Consider the following 16,137-nt stretch of genomic DNA (forward strand, 5'->3'; position numbering starts at 1 on the left):
CTAGCCTTTCATAATTTGTAGAGCATCTAAATCTAGCGTATGATACTTTTTATACCAAGCAATCAACAACCCAACTCCAACTGCGACTTCACTTGCAGCAACCGCCAAAATAAAAAATGCAAAAAGTTGCCCATTTAAATCTCCTAAATAATATCCAACTGCTACAAGCCCTACATTAACAGAGCTCAAAAGTATCTCGGTAGAAAAAAATAACATCAAAAGATTCTTGCGTCGCAACATCCCAAAAGCACCCACTACAAACATTAAAGCAGAAACAATCAAATAATGATTTAACCCAATCATTTTTTATCCTTTACTTGATTTTCTTCACTTTCTCCCAAAGTCAAAGAATATCGCATTCCCTTGCCTGCCAAGATGATTCCAGCAATCATTGCAACCAATAGCATAATTGCTGCAATTTCAAAAGGAATTAAGAATTTAGTAAAAAGCACATATCCCACCATTTGGACATTTCCCACCCCTTCTTTAACAGGAATCTGTGGTGAAATCTGAGAGATATTTTGTGCAATAATAGGAGCAACCACAATCAATACTAAAAGCAATGCTCCAAGCCCTACAAGTAAAAACAAAAGTTTTGGATTCTCAATCCTTTCATTTTGTAATTTCTGTGCATCAAAAAACATCATCGCAAAGGCATAAAGAGCAATTACGGCACCCGTATAAACGACAATTTGCACCACTCCCAAAAATTCTGCCCCAAGCAAAAAGAAAAACCCCGATACAAAAATCATTCCAGCTGCTAAAGCACTCAAAGCATAAAGAATATTTTTAGTGGTTACTACAATCAAAAACATAGCTAGCGTCAAAGCACTAAAAGTATAAAATGCAATCGCCTCAAACATTTTCCACCTCTTGTTCTTGTTTTTTGCAATATTCTAGTGGAGTTGCTTTGATTTTTAAATCCGCATCTACACTCACACTACCTACTCCCTCAAACTCGCTATCCCCTCCCTTTAAAACCTTATCCATAGGTGTCAGCATATCTTCTTTTAAAGAAAAGGAAGCTCTTTGCTCGCTTGCGTTTTCATAACGCTTCCCATGGACAATAGCAAGCTCGGGGCAAACCTCTGCACACAATCCACAATAAATACATCGTCCAAAATTAATTGTATATTCAAAAACCTTTTTACGCTTATCTTCTCCATACCCAGTTTCCATACGAATACAATTTGAAACGCAAATTTTCTCACAAAGCCCACAACCAATACACCGCTCATTTCCACTTTCTAAAAGCCTTTTTAATTCATGCACAGCCCTATATCTAGGACTTAATGGAAGCTTCTCCAAAGGATATTGCACTGTGTGAATTTGAGCTTTACAAAATTCCTTTAAAACCAACCACAACCCCACAAATAATTCACCTTTTAAGGCACGATTCCAAAAACTAATAAATTTTTGAGAATTACTTAAATTTGGCAATTTGTCAGCTAATTTAATATATCTTCTCACATTTCACCTCCAAGCACCACCACTCCCGTAATTACAATATTTAAAAGAGCCAATGGAAATAACACTTTCCAACACAACCCCATAAGTTGATCAGGTCTAATATGTGGATATGCCGCCCTAGCCCACATAAACAAAAAAATAAAAAACATCACTTTAAGCAAAATCGCAATACCACCAGGAATAAACCAAAGCGGATTAAACCCTCCTAAAAAAAGCAAAGAAATTACAAATGAAAGCGAAATCATATTAGCATATTCGCCAATAAAAAACATTCCCCATCGCATTCCTGCATATTCTGTTGCATATCCTGCAACTACTTCTGCTTCATGCTCCAATAAATCAAAAGGTGTTCGATTAAGCTCTGCATATCCAGCAAACAAAAACAAAACAAATGCCAAAGGTTGAGAAAATATAAGCCAATTTGTAATACTTCCATTTTGATAATTATTAATATCAATCAACGATAAAGAGCCTACAAGCATAATCGGAGCCAAAAGAGACAATCCAGAAACCACCTCAAAACTCAAAAGTTGAATAGCCGTTCTTGCAGCCCCCAAAAGCGAGTATTTACTATTTGCACTAATCCCAGCTAATAAAGGACCATAAAGCCCAGCAGCACCAACCCCAAGCACAAACAAAATTCCGACATTGATATCTGCAATAATAGGCTGCACTACTCTACCAAAAATTTCAAACTCCGGAAAAAATGGAATGGGTGCCATCGCAATAAAGGCAGTTGCCGCAGTAATCACTGGTGCGATTCTAAAAATCAATCTATTTGCACCACTTGGGACAATATCCTCTTTAGTAAAAAGCTTAATTCCATCAGCCAAAATTTGCAAAACCCCAAAAGGTCCCACAACCATCGGTCCAAGCCTTCTTTGAAAAAAAGCCAACATTTTACGCTCTATATAAGTGGCAAATCCAGCCAATGCTGAAAATATTAAAACAACCAAAATAACCTTAATGAGTGTTTCTATTATAAATCCAATCATTTTATTGCCTTTAACTGCACTTTCTGATAGCGACTATTAGGGAAATATTCAAACTCTTCCAAACCACACACTCCAAGTGCTGCAATATCTCCCTCCATTTCATTATCAATGGTAACCTCCCTTTGCAAAACCTTAGAATCCCCAAAATCAATCTCCACACAATCACCTGATTCTAAACCAAGCTTTTTAGCAAGTTTCTCCGACATTTGCAAGCCATTTTTAGAATCTAAATATTGTGAATTTAAAGTCTCTTTAGAAAAATGTGCCATAGCATTTCTTGCATAAAGATTATAAGCTTTTAGCTCCTCTAATTCCACCCCTTCAACCTCAACCTCTTCTTGCACTAAAAGTGGCTCTAGCAAATACCCTCTAATCTCGGTTCCATCATTTAAAAATCCATAGCCCAAATTATCATATTCTACGCTTTTAAAACCTTTTTGAAGCGGAAGTTCTAATGTATAATCAATAGTATTTTCTAGCTGCAACCCAAGCTCTTTTGCAATATCATTGAGTTCATATCCTTTATAAGGAATCGCTGGAGAAATTGGCACCACTCGCTTATCCACATTTACAAAAGTCCCCTCCTGCTCTCTTAGATAAGGCATTATCAATACATTATTATCTTCAACCCCTATTGTAAAATCCCCTTTTGCATTATATCCGATACTATATCCTTTGCTTGCTTGCTCTAAATCGCATAGCAAAGAAATCCCAAGTGCATTTGTTGTTGATGGTAAAAGCAAGATTTTAACCTCTGAATGCATTTCAATACAAGCCAAAATTCTTGCAATATTTTTTGCATTTTTTGCTCTATAAATATCAAATCCAACCACCAAAATAGGATTCTTTGAAATGCTTATTGTGCGTTTTAGATTCTCTAGCTCTAAAGTAGAATCTTTTACACAATACTCTATAAGATCACTAGATAATTCTTCAACTTGTTCTAAAACTTGCTTGATTTCTTCTTTTTTGATTAACACCTCATTACCATTTTCATCGATTTGTGGAATCTCAACGATACTTTTCACTTCTTTTGGAATCTCTTTTGTAATTTTTCTTTCATATTTTTCAATTTGATTCTTCAAAGCAAGCGGCATATTTTCTTTGGCTATACAAACACTAGCCAACAAAAGTGCAAAAGCCTCTTCGCTATCTGGCTTATAATAGGCTTCAATCAAATTTGCAGGTTTAACAAACTCTTTTGCCACGCAATCTTCCATTGTGTGAAAATACGCCAAAATTGCACCTTTATTTTGCTTCATTGCATTATTGATACTATGTGTAACCACTGGCATATCATAGCTCATAGCTCCACCAAAACACATTACAAAAGTGCTTTGCGTGATTTCTTTTTGAGTGGCTTTGCCTAAACTGCCTCCTTTTGAAAATTCTTGTATAAATTGCTGAAAGCCCCACACTTCATCGCACACCAAATGGTAGCCGTATTTTTGTTTCAATTTTTGCAATATCATTGCCTCTTCATTTGTTATATTTCCTGCAAAATGAATACTATCTGCTTCTTTAAAAGCTGCAATTGCTGCATTAAATGCTTCTTTATCTTTTGTAATTCCTTGATGATTTTCATCAAAAACCAATCGACCTGCTGGACATAATGTTGCAAAATTCCAATCACTAACAACCCGATAAATTTTTCTTTTATCTCCCGAGATTCCTTCTTGCTTTATCTCATAAGTCAAAGCACAGCCATTCCCACAATGCACACAAGTGCTAGGAATTTTCTCTAACTCCCAAGCATTAGATTTATACTGAAAATGTGCGATACCCAAAGCACCTACAGGACACACACTTGCACACTCTCCACAATCCTTACAATCTCCCTCACCGCTTACACCAATTAGCGACTTTTTAAACTTCGTCCAAACACTAAAAGCATCTTTTGGCATACTTTCTTTATATTCTTTATTAGGCAATTGACCATCAAATTTAATGGCTTTAATATGTGATTTACCTATTTTATCTTTACAAAGAGTTACGCATCTCTCACACACGATACACAAATTAGGATCATAAGCAGTTTTGCCCCAATGGTTAAGCGCCTTATAATCATCTCTTAAAGCATATTTTTGCTCTTTTATGCCCACATAATGGGTATAATTTTGCAACTCGCACTCACCACTTTTATCACACACTCCACATTGCAATGGGTGATTCACATTATAAGCTTGCATAATTGCATATCTTTCTTGCTCTATCTCTATGGTATTAACAATCACTTCCATTCCATCTTTGACTTTAGCATTACAAGCATACACTCTTTTGCCATCAGCCTCCACCATACACATTTTGCAAGCCAATGTGGGAGAACAACAAGAAAGGTAGCAAATTGCAGGAATAAAAATATCATTTGCTCTAGCAGCATTTAAAATGCTCTCGCCTTCTTTGCAAAATATCTCACAACCATCAATTTTTATTTTAACCATTCCCATTATGAAATCCTATTTACCCTAATTTTTTGGTAACAAAAACCAATGTTTTCTTGTTTAGATAACCACAAGATTCCAACCATTCCTTTAATTTCTTGTTGCTCACAAAAATTAGCTTTGATTTTTTGATTTGCAAATTCTATCTCTATTGTATCCCCATTTGCAATTTTCCCAACCAATGCAAACTGCCTAGAAGCCTGCAAAATAGGATATTCCAATCCTTCATTACAATGCACATAAGCCACCAATCCATCAAAATTATCTATTTCTCCCAATTTAGCAATCTCTTCTATTTGCTCTACTGCTTGCACCCAAACTTCATCTAAAAATACTATCTCTATTTTTGGATTTTTTGCTAGCAATCCAAGAATCTTTGCAATATTACTAGCTCTTTTATGCCCATAAATATCTTTGCCAATTATCAAAACACCTTTAGTACTCTCCACAAAACTTTGAGATATCGCCATAATCTCTTCTTCAGAAAAATTAACTTCAGATGCAAGATAACCCACATCAAGATCTTTTATCCATTGTTTCTCTTGTATATCATCTTGCTTTAACAAAGATTCAGCCAAAAGTGCAAGCACCACTTCTTCACACCCAACTTCATACAAAAATTGTCTTATATTTGGCGCAGGATTAAAATTAAGAGGACTTAGCAAAAAAACATTATTTTGATTTTTTAAATGTGGAATCTTTTCTAAAAATTCTTGAATAAAGCCACCAAAAAGCAAAATTGACTGCGTTTTATCATCTTTTTTTAAATAACTTTCTAAAGGTGTGATAATCCCTCCATTTTTGCAATAGATTTCTAAAAATTCTTGCTTTTCCATTTTAGGCAACCTTTCTTACAACAATTGTCCAATCCACTTCATTAAATCGCAAAGAATTTAACAACTCATTTCCGCTTTTCTCTACAATATCTGCACTTTTTTGGACATTCTCAAAATCTATCACTTCAAACAAAAAAATCCCAACTTCTCCCTTTTGTAATTGTGTTTGCAAAATTTCCTCCAAACGCCCTCCAAAATCGTTTTTCAAATGCCTCAAATCAAATCGCTTCATCTATCAATCTCCCCAAACACAATGTTTGTATTTCCGATAATTGTAACCACATCCGCCAAATAATGCCCGGGTAATAGATCTTGCAAAACCCCCGTATGAAAGAAGCTTGGAGTCCGCATTTTCACGCGATAAGGATAAGGCTCACCTTCAGAGCGGATAAAAAATCCAAGCTCGCCTTTTGGGGATTCTGTTGGCACATACACTTCACCCACAGGCGGACGCATTCCTTGTGTTACAAGCACAAAATGTTGCATTAAAGAATAATTTTGTGTCATAATTTGCTCTTTGGGTGCAGAAAAATAACGCCCATCTTCGCACATTATCAAAGAATCTGTATCCTTGTATTTCTCAATGAGTTGGTATAAGATTCTAATGCTTTGTCGCATTTCCTCCATATAAAGCAAATAGCGTCCATAGCTATCATTGCTATAACTCACAGGCACATCAAAATCTAATTCACCATATAGCTCATAAGGCTCTTCTTTGCGTATATCCCACTCTATTCCGCTTCCTCGCAGCATTACCCCACTAAGCCCCCAACTCTTTGCCATTTCTGGACTAATTACCCCTACATTTTCTAATCGCATTCTCCATATTCGATTCTCGCTCAAAATCCCTTCATACAATTCAATCTGCTTAGGCAAAGAATCCAAATAAGCCTTTAACTTCTCACACCAATCTTGTGGCAAATCTAGCGGAACACCGCCGATTCTAATGCTAGAATGCGTCAGCCTTGCCCCGCAATAATCCTCAATTAAATCAATCCCAAACTCTCTTTCTCTAAAACAATAAAGAAAAATACTCATCGCCCCTACATCCAAAGCATGAGTAGCTAGCCAAAATAAATGCGAAATGATACGATTTAATTCCAAAAGCATTGTGCGTATGACTTGTGCTCTACGCGGAACTTCTACCCCCAAAAGTCTCTCAACCCCCAAAGCAAAAGCATAATTATTAGAGCTTGCTGCAATATAATCCATTCTATCTGTGGTTGGCAAAAACTCATTATAAATCATATTTTCTGCCATCTTTTCCATACCGCGGTGCAAATATCCAATATCAGGAGTAGCCTTAAGGACTTTCTCGCCCTCTAATTCCAAAATCAAACGCAACTGCCCATGAGCACTCGGATGCTGTGGTCCAAAATTCAGCACCATTGCATTATCATTGATTCTATCAAATGCAATATTTTCATAAAAGGGCATCAATTTATTAGGTTGTTGCATTTTATTTCCTTTTGTCTAATTGTTTTGCATTTTCTGGTTTCATTTTGGATACAAAAAGCACCCCATTCTCTTCTTGATAAACAATTGGCTTTTCTTTTTCTTGCCCTTCCTCAATCATTTCTCCATAACCCACTTCATATCCAAGTCTTGAAAATCTTGTCGTATCATATCTATCTACTCGCGCAGAATCTCTTTGCTCTTTGCCGATAACTTCTCGATATTCTTCACCAAAAATCGTATCCACTTCATACCATTGTGCTGCTTCATCGCCTTGAAGTGGATAACTTTTCAAAAGCGGATGCCCAACCCAATCATCAGGCATTAAGATTCTTTTGGGATAAGGATGATTTTGTGGCAAAATCCCAAACATATCATACATCTCCCTTTCGCTCCAATTTGCACTACTAAAAAGCATACTCACAGATTGAATCTGCTCTTCTTTTTTCAAAAAAGTTTTTACTCGAATACGCCTTTTTTTGCCCATCGAAAGAAGTTGATAAAAAATCTCAAATCCTCCTCTTTTCTCCAAATAATCCATCGCACTCATTTCTGTTAAAACATCATAACTAAGCCCTTTTAATTCCTCCAAACAAGAATAAATATCTTCTTTTTTTACCCAGATTATCAAAGTCCCACATTGCATATAAGATTCAACCACAAAGCATTTTTGGCTTAATTGTTCTAAATCTCCTAGCAAAATATCATCTACCACTATTTCTTTTGGAATCTTTGGAGGCACATAAAATCTATCTTTGTAATAAACTTGTTTTTGCGTGTTGGTTTTTGGTTTATATTCTCTCATCTAACACCTCTAAACTAATCGTTTTGGGATATTTTTGCGGTTGGCTTTCTCTTTTCTAATTTTTTGCTGCAAAACCATTAAAGCATATTGCAAAGTCTCCGGTCTTGGGGAACAACCGGGTAAATAAATATCCACAGGAATAATTCTATCTACCCCCTGCACAGTGGCATAGGTGTTAAACATTCCACCTGTATTAGCACAACTCCCCATTGAAATCACCCATTTAGGTTCTGGCATTTGATCATAAAGTCGCCTTACAAATTGTGCGTGTTTTTTTGTCACCGTTCCTGCAATAATCATCACATCACTTTGACGCGGAGATGCCCTAAAAATTGTCCCAAATCTATCAAAATCATACCTAGAAGCACCCGTTGCCATCATTTCAATCGCACAACAAGCTAGCCCATAAGTCATTGCCCAAAGTGAATTACTTCTCCCCCAATTAATTAACTTATCTACACTTGTTAAAGCAATCGGTAATCCTGCATTTTTTAAATATTTTACTTCATGCTCTGCCATTGTAATGCCCCTTTTCTCCACGCATAAATAAAACCAATTGTCAATAACAATACAAATAATACCATTTCAATAAATCCAAAAAATCCAAGAATCTTAAAATCAACTGCCCATGGAAACATAAAAATAATTTCAATATCAAATAAAATAAACAATAAAGCCATTAAATAAAATTGTGAAGAGATTCGATTAGGCTGTTTTGTAGGAGCCAAACCGCACTCATAGGGCGATAATTTTAATTTTTGTGTATTTTTGTTTGCCAATGTTTTGCCAACAAAGCGAGACAATAAAGTTGTCCCAAAAAATGCCACAAAGGTAAAAATAAAAATCGCAAAAACGCCAAAATAAGGATGTGCTACATCAATATGAGACATATAAATCCCTTTCTCAATAAATTGAATATTATCTATGTAAATATTAGCGTAGTTTTCTTAAAAAACAAGAATTAATCAAAAACAATAAGAAAAATTTTATTTTCCAAAAAGACAATTTGCAAATTATCTTTCTATTTCTGCAACTTCAATTTGAGACTTTGAACACGCTTGATAAACCATTATTATCATTACTATCCAAACAATGGGTATCAAAATGTAACCAACAAAAATAACACACAATAACACACTTACCAAAAATGCCAAGAAAAATACAAAAGAATATAAAAAACTCTTCAAAATATTCCACCTTGCAATCAACCACCAACTAAAAAACGCTCCAATAAACCCAAACAATAATGTTAAAATAACCGCTATAATTCCAGAAGCGCCACCAGAAATTTTAATTTTTTCCTTTGCCATTTTATCTCCATTTTAAAAAATATTTTAATTATAGCAAATTTCAATTTTACAAAACATTTTTTAAAATATTATCCAATTTTCCCTGCACATCTCCATTATAGCCTATTTCCTCGGCTTTTACTTTATTATTTTTTAAGACTTCTGGCACTGCATCTTGTCTTTGGATATTTTCTTGCAATATCTCTAATTCTGCATTATGATAAGCATAAATCATCTGTGCCAAAACCACTCCTTGCAATTTCTCAATTTGCCTCAATAAGCAAATCTCCTCATCAATACTCTCAGTTTCAAGAGTAACAACAATTTTCCCATTTTCATCACTATAATGGCATTGTGCATTTGGTATTTTTTCAATTTCCTCCCACAACCTTGCAATATCCTCTGGCTTACACATTACAATCAAACTTGAAACATTAAGATTTTTTTCTTGCATATTTTCCCCCTTTAAGGTAATTTCCAAAATAAAATATTTTTTCCATCTTCTGCACTCACAATATTCTTATCATCGATAAAAATAATACTATTTAATAAATTTTTATGCCCTTTTAAAATCGCCATTTCTTTGCCGCCATTAATCTCAAAAACAGCAATATCGCTCATCTCATTTTTCATATAAGCACCAATTTTACCATCTAAACTCAACCCCACACTATAAACCAAAAAATCCGCTTCTTTTGTATAATCTTGCATTCTATTGCCAAAATATACACCAACCTTCCTATCTTGCCCAGCAGCAATAATAACAATATCGCTCCCTTGGAATCCCATTTTGGCTTCATAAACATTGTCTTTGTTTAGTCCGCTAAATTCTTTCAATATTTCCCCATTCAAAGTCTTACCATAATACAAAATCCCAGATTCACAAGAAACCAAAAAATATTCTTTATCTTCACTTAATGTAAAATCCGAAAAAGTCGCTTCTGATAGCTGTTTTTGGTAAAGTATCTTAGAATCCTTCAAATCATAAAGCAAAATTTCATTACTCATCAATCCCAAAAAAATCTTATCTTTATCTACAAAGGCAGCTTTCTTGATATTTAGAGCAATTGGTAGCTTTTCTAACTGCTCTTTGAAAACAAAAAGATTCTTTGTCCCTTCACTCCCTTCGCTATTAACAAGCAATCTACCCTCCAAAAAATCCACAGAAAATACTTTTGGAGGATAAAAATCACCAAAAAAATTACTAATATCAGGCAATTTTAGCACTACTTTTTTGGTAATATTTTCAAATTCTTTTTCAAGTTTCACCTCTATCACTTCACCAAAATCTGTTCCAACCAACAATCTATTTTCTACATAATTTACATCAATAATATTATTTTCCAATTTCAGCTGATAAGAAGGCTCTAAACCAAAAACACTTCCCAAAAACAACAAAAACACCCCAATTATTCTAAACATTTTTTTCCTTTATTATGATGGCTTTTGTCGGACATACCCTTACGCAAAATCCACATCCAATGCAATTTTCATTGATTATAGGATAAAAAACACCAACAAACTCTATTGCCTTTTGATTCCCAAGCACCCCTTGACACACTTCTTTGCAGGTATAACACATTGTTTTTTGATACCCCAAACACCTTAATTCATCAATACTAACCACAAAATTCCAATTGCTCTTATTGTCTTCTTTTAATACTCCATGAGGGCATTCTTTGGCACATTCTCCACATAATTTGCAACCATCAATATCAAAATCCACAGTTGGTATGCCATTATAATCCCTTAAAATCCCTTTTTGACATACTTTGTCACAAGCTCTAATACAATATTTTTGACATTCCATACAAAATTTCTCAAAAAGAGATCTATCTGCATTATATGGAGGCAATGGAAAAAAAGAAGTTTTTTTCTGCTTTCCATTCCCCAATAGAAAATTAAAAAAGTCTCGACGCTTCTCTATCACTCAACGCCCTCATTGATAACATCAAGCAAATTTGATTTGCTGCTACCTTCTTCTTGACGAAAATCTGCTTTAAAATTATTCCCTACAAGAGGTGGTGCATCTACTTGAGTTGTATGGCAAATTACACAATTAAAGCGATTCTCATCCATTTGCCCATCTAAATTTTTATTTTCTCTAAAATTATAAAAATGTGATTTTGGCATAGGAGTAGCTGCTACTGCCTCTGCAATTTCTGGTAAATGGCAACTCGTGCAAGCATTATTATCTCGAGTAATAGGCAACATACCATCAAGATTATGCGAAATCATAGGAGGAGCATTTTCAAAAGACCTCTCAATCAAAGTCGATTCACCTGCGGTTTTACCCGTATAATCATATGCTTTTATTTCCGCTTCTTCATTAAAAAGCGTTGTTTTTCTTAAACCAATCTCTTCAGAGGAATAACTCTGAATACTCTTACAACTTACAAGAATCAAAGCAAGAGTGCTAACCCCTGCTACCAATATAGTTCCAAATTTCATTTTACTTCCTTTTTGTAAAATCCAAAAGATTAAATCCAAGGGCATTATCCCCACAAACTTCTACGCATCTACCACAACGAGTGCATTCTCCACTTATTACTTCTCCACTCTCTTTTCCAATTAATCCCAAAACTTGCTTCTCTGGACAAATTACTTTACACTTCATACAATGCGTGCAAACATTCAAATCATATTTTATTTTCAAAAAAGCAAATTTGCCTACAAGAGAATAAAAAGCACCAAGAGGGCACAAATAGCCACAAAATCCATTTTTGACAACAAACAAATCTAGCAAAAACACCAAAAGCACTGCAAAGATTCCAAAACCCATGCCAAAGACAATTCCTCTGTGTATCATTGCTATAGGACTTATTGCCTCAAAAGCTGCCATTCCAAAAAGGCTTGATAGAATCAAAGCCAAAATTAAAACCACATATCTAATATTTTTATTAAGAGAGATAGGGGTATAATTAATTTTTAGAATCCTATGCAAGAAATTTGCCAAATCCACAACAAGATTCATAGGACAAACATAAGAACAAAAAGCTCTCCCTGCAAACACTCCATAAAACATTAAAATAATCAAACCACCCACCAACGCATTTAATCCAACTAAAGCTCCACTAAAAAAGTTTTGCAAAAGTGCAAAAGGATCGCTAAGCGGAATGGTTTCTAAAAATAATGAAGCACTAAGATTCCCTTGCAAAATCTTAATTCCAGCATAATTCCCCAAACAATATAAGCACAATAATCCTATTTGGACAATTCGCCTCATTATCAAAAAACGATATTTAAAAATCATTATAATTCTCCATCATTGAGATAATCTTGCACTTCTTGCAAATTATTATTTTCTATGTTGCGGAGTTTTACATCCTCTAATCTCTGCTCATCTTGCATATCCCAACCTTTAATGTAATTTGTGCCAACCTCTCCTAAAACTACATTTCTTGGCATTACAATAATTGCCGCCTTTTGCGTCACACAGGCTTTTTCACACTTTCCACATCCTGTGCAAACCTCACTCTCTACAACCGGCAACAAATAAGAATGCTTACCTGTTCTCTCATTGCGTTTTAGCTCAAGCTTAATGGCTTCCCCCATCAAAGGACAAGCACGATAACACGCATCACAAGCAATTCCCCAATAAGCTATGCAATGCTCCTTATCCACAATTGCAACACCCATTTGTGCTTTATTAATATCCATAATTCCATTACTTTGCACCAATTCCACATCCAGTGCTTTTGTGGGGCATATAGGAACACAAGGAATATCTGGACACATTTCACAAGGCACTTCACGAGGGATAAAATAAGGAGTCCCAATAGGTTTCCCACTCCCTGCACTTGCTAGCTTTAATGTATCAAAAGGACATGCTTCTACACACAAACCACACTTAATACAATACTTCAAAAATTCTTCCTCCCTCAAAGCCCCGGGAGGTCTAAGAATTAGGGGATTCGCTTTGCTTTCTTTTAAAAAAGCACTCCAAACTAATCCACCCATTAAAGTCATTGCAATTGCTTGTGTTGTATGAATAAGAAAACTTCTTCTTGGATTCTTATTATCCATTGATGTTATGCCTTATAAACTTTGACTGCACACTTTTTGAAATCAGTTTGCTTAGAGATCGGACAAGTTGCATCAAGACAAACTTTGTTGATATACACCTTTTCATCAAACCAAGGCACATACACCAACCCCAAAGGAGGACGATTCCTACCTCGCATATCCACTCTAGCCTTAACTTTTCCGCGTCTTGATTCAACCCACACTACATCATTTTGCTGTACACCTAATTTCTCTCCATCTTGTGGATTCATATAACACAAAGCTTCTGGTACAGCACGATAAAGTTCTGGGACCCTCATTGTCATTGTTCCACTATGCCAATGCTCTAATACACGCCCCGTGCTTAACCAAAATGGATATTCTTCATTTGGCATTTCTGGTGGATCCATATAAGGACGGAAGAATATTTTTGCTTTATTTTTGAGTGAATATTTTTCACTTGTTTTAGGCGACTTCAAATCCCCTCGTGGCAATTCTTTTCCAAATGAGCCATAAAATGCAAAATCTCCATTATTAGCTTTTCTAGCATAATAATCATATTTGCTATTAAATCTCCATTGTGTCTCTTTGCCATCAACTACCGGCCATCTCAATCCTCTAACCCTATGATAAGTATCAAAATCAGCTAAATCATGACCATGTCCAACGCCAAATTTCCTATATTCCTCCCATAGATATTTTTGTATGAAGAATCCATAACCTCTAAAAATTTCCCCATCGCTTCCTACCACTTCTCTTTGATCTCCAAATACTTCAGAATTCAAAGAATCTTTTAGCATTTTATCCTCTGTTTTATAGCTTTGTGCTTCTTTGTTTGCATATAAAACTTCAAAAAGCGTAGTATCTTCATTATATCCCATAGCTTTGGCTTCATCTAATACACTTGGGAGTGTGAGCTTATCATTGATTTTCTTCTCTCCCCACACTTCTTTAAGTTTGAAACGCTTTGAAAATTCTACAATTTGCCAAGTATCACTCATCGCATTCCCTTGTGGCAATACTTGTTGCTTCCAATGCTGTGTGCGTCTCTCGGCATTTCCATAAGCACCCCATTTCTCATAAATCATCGCAACAGGCAAAATCAAATCTGCTACTTTTGCACTAATTCCGGGGTATGCGTCTGAAACCACTATAAAATTATCCATTTCCCTAGCTGCTTTAATCCAATGGTTTGCATTTGCAGTATTTTGCCAAGGATTATTAACATGCACCCATGCCCATTTGATTTTACCATCTTCTAAATCTCTCATAATCTGCATAAAATGCGCACCAATTTGAGGATTAAGCGTGCCATTTGGAATCTTCCAAATTTTCTCTGTAATCTCTCTATGAGCCTTATTGCCTACAACCATATCCGCAGGCAATCTGTGAGAAAATGTCCCCACTTCTCTTGCTGTTCCACAAGCACTAGGTTGCCCAGTTAGAGAAAATGCTCCATTTCCGGGTTTTGCCTGTTTGCCCAAAAGCATATGCACCATATAGCTTTGTTCATTTACCCAAGTCCCTCTTGTATGTTGATTCATACCCATTGTCCAAAAACTTACAATTTTTCTATTTTTGTCAATATAATAACTTGCCAAAGTTTTTAATTTTTCTTTAAAAGAATCCAAACTTTCTTGTGAATCTCCTTTGGCAATTTTTGCAACAAAATCAAGTGTGTAAGGCTCAAGGGCTGCTTTAAAGTCTTCAAAAGAAATTTCCCAATGATTTCCTGCTTCTGCGGCATGTTTATTTTCCATTACATCGCCAGCTTTCATACCCAAATAACGCAGAGTAACTCCCTCATTTACACTTAGCACTTTGGATTTTTCTTTTGCAGCTGTATCCAACTCTTTGGGATTGTATTTTGCATGTTTAATATTTGTCCTCATACCATAGCCAATATCTACAAATCCTGTTGTAAAAATACAATTATTTTTAACAAAATCCCAATCAATAGATTCTGGATGATTATAAACAATCTCTCGTGCAATATAATTCCAAATTGCCAAATCTGTATGCGGTGCAAAAACAATTTCTGTATCTGCCAAATCTGAAGTTCTATTAGAATATGGAGTAAGATTAACAACACGAACTTTATCAGCATTAGAAAGCTTTCTATCTGTAACTCTTGCCCAAAGAATCGGGTGCATTTCTGCCATATTAGCTCCCCAAGTTACAATCGTATCTGTAAGCTCAATATCATCATAACATCCAGCAGGTTCATCAATCCCAAAAGTCTCCATAAATCCAACTACTGCACTTGCCATACAATGCCTTGCATTTGGATCAATATTATTACTTCTAAAACCTCCCTTAATTAGTTTTACAGAGGCATAACCCTCTTGAATCGTATATTGCCCAGAACCAAACACGCCAATCCCCGTTGGTCCAAGCTCATTATAAGCTTCTTTAAATTTTTCAGCCATCACATCAAAGGCTTTTTGCCAACTCACAGGTTGGAATCTACCATTTTTATCAAATTCTCCTTTTGCATTAACGCGTAACAAAGGCTGAGTTAATCTATCTTGTCCATACATAATCTTTGCATTAAAATAACCCTTAATACAATTCAAACCACGATTAACAGGTGCTGCAGGATCTCCCTTAACTGCGACAATCTGTCCATCTTTGGTGGCAACCATAATTCCACAACCTGTTCCACAGAATCTACAAACTGCTTTATCCCACTTCCAAGATTCTTCTGCTTCTTTTGCCATTAAAGCTTGTGGCGGCGGAACTGCAATACCAGCTACACTTGCTGCACTAACAGCAGCAGCCGTCTTTAGAAACTCGCGTCTAGTTTGTGCCATATATACCTCCTAAATTCTAGTAGCATTT

General features: G+C 35.5%; 19 protein-coding genes. All 19 read right to left on the minus strand.

Features of this window, described 5'->3' with window-relative positions; translation table 11 throughout:
• The 19 genes from nuoK to napA all read right to left on the minus strand — a co-directional run bounded on the left by nuoK (position 1) and on the right by napA (position 16,109).
• The gene (gene nuoK, locus JJQ98_RS01615) at positions 1-303 is read right to left on the minus strand and encodes an NADH-quinone oxidoreductase subunit NuoK (protein ID WP_054197669.1); all 303 of its coding nucleotides are present in this window, start codon (positions 301-303) and stop codon (positions 1-3) included.
• Positions 300-863 (minus strand): NADH-quinone oxidoreductase subunit J, encoded by a 564-nt coding sequence (locus tag JJQ98_RS01620; protein WP_151104653.1) that lies wholly within the window; start codon positions 861-863, stop codon positions 300-302. Before JJQ98_RS01620 ends, nuoK begins: the two co-directional genes overlap by 4 nt.
• The gene (gene nuoI / locus JJQ98_RS01625; RefSeq protein WP_005020834.1) at positions 856-1,470 is read right to left on the minus strand and encodes an NADH-quinone oxidoreductase subunit NuoI; all 615 of its coding nucleotides are present in this window, start codon (positions 1,468-1,470) and stop codon (positions 856-858) included. The genes JJQ98_RS01620 and nuoI overlap by 8 nt, the downstream gene beginning before the upstream one ends.
• Positions 1,467-2,465, minus strand: a complete 999-nt coding sequence (gene nuoH / locus JJQ98_RS01630; protein ID WP_065826791.1) for an NADH-quinone oxidoreductase subunit NuoH — start codon at positions 2,463-2,465, stop codon at positions 1,467-1,469. Before nuoH ends, nuoI begins: the two co-directional genes overlap by 4 nt.
• Complete coding sequence (locus JJQ98_RS01635) at positions 2,462-4,912, minus strand: NADH-quinone oxidoreductase subunit G (protein WP_151104654.1); 2,451 nt, start codon at positions 4,910-4,912, stop codon at positions 2,462-2,464. Before JJQ98_RS01635 ends, nuoH begins: the two co-directional genes overlap by 4 nt.
• A complete protein-coding gene (locus tag JJQ98_RS01640) occupies positions 4,912-5,742 on the minus strand; it encodes a hypothetical protein (RefSeq protein WP_151104655.1) in 831 nt (276 codons plus the stop codon). Before JJQ98_RS01640 ends, JJQ98_RS01635 begins: the two co-directional genes overlap by 1 nt.
• Position 5,743: 1 nt before the next feature.
• Positions 5,744-5,974: an NADH-ubiquinone oxidoreductase subunit E family protein gene (locus JJQ98_RS01645; protein ID WP_005020830.1), complete on the minus strand. Its 231-nt coding sequence runs from the start codon at positions 5,972-5,974 to the stop codon at positions 5,744-5,746.
• Positions 5,971-7,200 (minus strand): NADH dehydrogenase (quinone) subunit D, encoded by a 1,230-nt coding sequence (nuoD, locus tag JJQ98_RS01650; RefSeq protein ID WP_054197665.1) that lies wholly within the window; start codon positions 7,198-7,200, stop codon positions 5,971-5,973. The genes JJQ98_RS01645 and nuoD overlap by 4 nt, the downstream gene beginning before the upstream one ends.
• Position 7,201: 1 nt before the next feature.
• Positions 7,202-8,002 (minus strand): NADH-quinone oxidoreductase subunit C, encoded by an 801-nt coding sequence (locus JJQ98_RS01655; protein ID WP_151104656.1) that lies wholly within the window; start codon positions 8,000-8,002, stop codon positions 7,202-7,204.
• 9 nt (positions 8,003-8,011) lie between these two features.
• Positions 8,012-8,521 (minus strand): NuoB/complex I 20 kDa subunit family protein, encoded by a 510-nt coding sequence (locus JJQ98_RS01660; protein ID WP_054194821.1) that lies wholly within the window; start codon positions 8,519-8,521, stop codon positions 8,012-8,014.
• On the minus strand, positions 8,503-8,892 hold the full coding sequence (locus tag JJQ98_RS01665) for an NAD(P)H-quinone oxidoreductase subunit 3 (protein ID WP_005020822.1): 390 nt from the start codon (positions 8,890-8,892) through the stop codon (positions 8,503-8,505). The genes JJQ98_RS01660 and JJQ98_RS01665 overlap by 19 nt, the downstream gene beginning before the upstream one ends.
• A gap of 123 nt (positions 8,893-9,015) precedes the next feature.
• Complete coding sequence (locus JJQ98_RS01670) at positions 9,016-9,312, minus strand: hypothetical protein (RefSeq protein WP_054194820.1); 297 nt, start codon at positions 9,310-9,312, stop codon at positions 9,016-9,018.
• Between the two features lie 46 nt (positions 9,313-9,358).
• Positions 9,359-9,745: a chaperone NapD gene (locus tag JJQ98_RS01675; protein WP_104745349.1), complete on the minus strand. Its 387-nt coding sequence runs from the start codon at positions 9,743-9,745 to the stop codon at positions 9,359-9,361.
• Between the two features lie 11 nt (positions 9,746-9,756).
• Positions 9,757-10,713 (minus strand): WD40 repeat domain-containing protein, encoded by a 957-nt coding sequence (locus tag JJQ98_RS01680; protein WP_151104657.1) that lies wholly within the window; start codon positions 10,711-10,713, stop codon positions 9,757-9,759.
• Positions 10,706-11,221 carry a 4Fe-4S binding protein gene (locus tag JJQ98_RS01685; RefSeq protein ID WP_054194817.1) on the minus strand — a complete coding sequence of 172 codons (516 nt, stop codon included), beginning with the start codon at positions 11,219-11,221 and terminating at the stop codon, positions 10,706-10,708. Before JJQ98_RS01685 ends, JJQ98_RS01680 begins: the two co-directional genes overlap by 8 nt.
• Positions 11,218-11,742, minus strand: a complete 525-nt coding sequence (locus JJQ98_RS01690) for a nitrate reductase cytochrome c-type subunit (protein WP_005020814.1) — start codon at positions 11,740-11,742, stop codon at positions 11,218-11,220. Before JJQ98_RS01690 ends, JJQ98_RS01685 begins: the two co-directional genes overlap by 4 nt.
• 1 nt (position 11,743) lies before the next feature.
• Positions 11,744-12,544, minus strand: coding sequence for a quinol dehydrogenase ferredoxin subunit NapH (gene napH / locus JJQ98_RS01695; protein ID WP_151104658.1), 801 nt, complete (start codon positions 12,542-12,544; stop codon positions 11,744-11,746).
• Positions 12,544-13,317, minus strand: coding sequence for a ferredoxin-type protein NapG (gene napG / locus JJQ98_RS01700; protein ID WP_104719143.1), 774 nt, complete (start codon positions 13,315-13,317; stop codon positions 12,544-12,546). The genes napH and napG overlap by 1 nt, the downstream gene beginning before the upstream one ends.
• Positions 13,318-13,322: 5 nt before the next feature.
• Complete coding sequence (gene napA, locus JJQ98_RS01705) at positions 13,323-16,109, minus strand: nitrate reductase catalytic subunit NapA (protein ID WP_151104659.1); 2,787 nt, start codon at positions 16,107-16,109, stop codon at positions 13,323-13,325.
• Positions 16,110-16,137 lie beyond the last annotated feature (28 nt).

It is taken from the genome of Helicobacter pullorum NCTC 12824 (genome assembly GCF_017979475.1).
GTDB classification, from domain to species: domain Bacteria; phylum Campylobacterota; class Campylobacteria; order Campylobacterales; family Helicobacteraceae; genus Helicobacter_D; species Helicobacter_D pullorum.

Bases quoted from the DNA above. Each gene is read 5' to 3' on its own strand.
- nuoK (WP_054197669.1), bottom strand. From the start codon at position 303: ATGATTGGGTTAAATCATTATTTGATTGTTTCTGCTTTAATGTTTGTA.
- JJQ98_RS01620 (WP_151104653.1), bottom strand. From the start codon at position 863: ATGTTTGAGGCGATTGCATTTTATACTTTTAGTGCTTTGACGCTAGCT.
- nuoH (WP_065826791.1), bottom strand. From the start codon at position 2,465: ATGATTGGATTTATAATAGAAACACTCATTAAGGTTATTTTGGTTGTT.
- JJQ98_RS01635 (WP_151104654.1), bottom strand. From the start codon at position 4,912: ATGGGAATGGTTAAAATAAAAATTGATGGTTGTGAGATATTTTGCAAA.
- JJQ98_RS01640 (WP_151104655.1), bottom strand. From the start codon at position 5,742: ATGGAAAAGCAAGAATTTTTAGAAATCTATTGCAAAAATGGAGGGATT.
- JJQ98_RS01645 (WP_005020830.1), bottom strand. From the start codon at position 5,974: ATGAAGCGATTTGATTTGAGGCATTTGAAAAACGATTTTGGAGGGCGT.
- nuoD (WP_054197665.1), bottom strand. From the start codon at position 7,200: ATGCAACAACCTAATAAATTGATGCCCTTTTATGAAAATATTGCATTT.
- JJQ98_RS01655 (WP_151104656.1), bottom strand. From the start codon at position 8,002: ATGAGAGAATATAAACCAAAAACCAACACGCAAAAACAAGTTTATTAC.
- JJQ98_RS01660 (WP_054194821.1), bottom strand. From the start codon at position 8,521: ATGGCAGAGCATGAAGTAAAATATTTAAAAAATGCAGGATTACCGATT.
- JJQ98_RS01665 (WP_005020822.1), bottom strand. From the start codon at position 8,892: ATGTCTCATATTGATGTAGCACATCCTTATTTTGGCGTTTTTGCGATT.
- JJQ98_RS01670 (WP_054194820.1), bottom strand. From the start codon at position 9,312: ATGGCAAAGGAAAAAATTAAAATTTCTGGTGGCGCTTCTGGAATTATA.
- JJQ98_RS01675 (WP_104745349.1), bottom strand. From the start codon at position 9,745: ATGCAAGAAAAAAATCTTAATGTTTCAAGTTTGATTGTAATGTGTAAG.
- JJQ98_RS01680 (WP_151104657.1), bottom strand. From the start codon at position 10,713: ATGTTTAGAATAATTGGGGTGTTTTTGTTGTTTTTGGGAAGTGTTTTT.
- JJQ98_RS01690 (WP_005020814.1), bottom strand. From the start codon at position 11,742: ATGAAATTTGGAACTATATTGGTAGCAGGGGTTAGCACTCTTGCTTTG.
- napH (WP_151104658.1), bottom strand. From the start codon at position 12,544: ATGATTTTTAAATATCGTTTTTTGATAATGAGGCGAATTGTCCAAATA.
- napG (WP_104719143.1), bottom strand. From the start codon at position 13,317: ATGGATAATAAGAATCCAAGAAGAAGTTTTCTTATTCATACAACACAA.
- napA (WP_151104659.1), bottom strand. From the start codon at position 16,109: ATGGCACAAACTAGACGCGAGTTTCTAAAGACGGCTGCTGCTGTTAGT.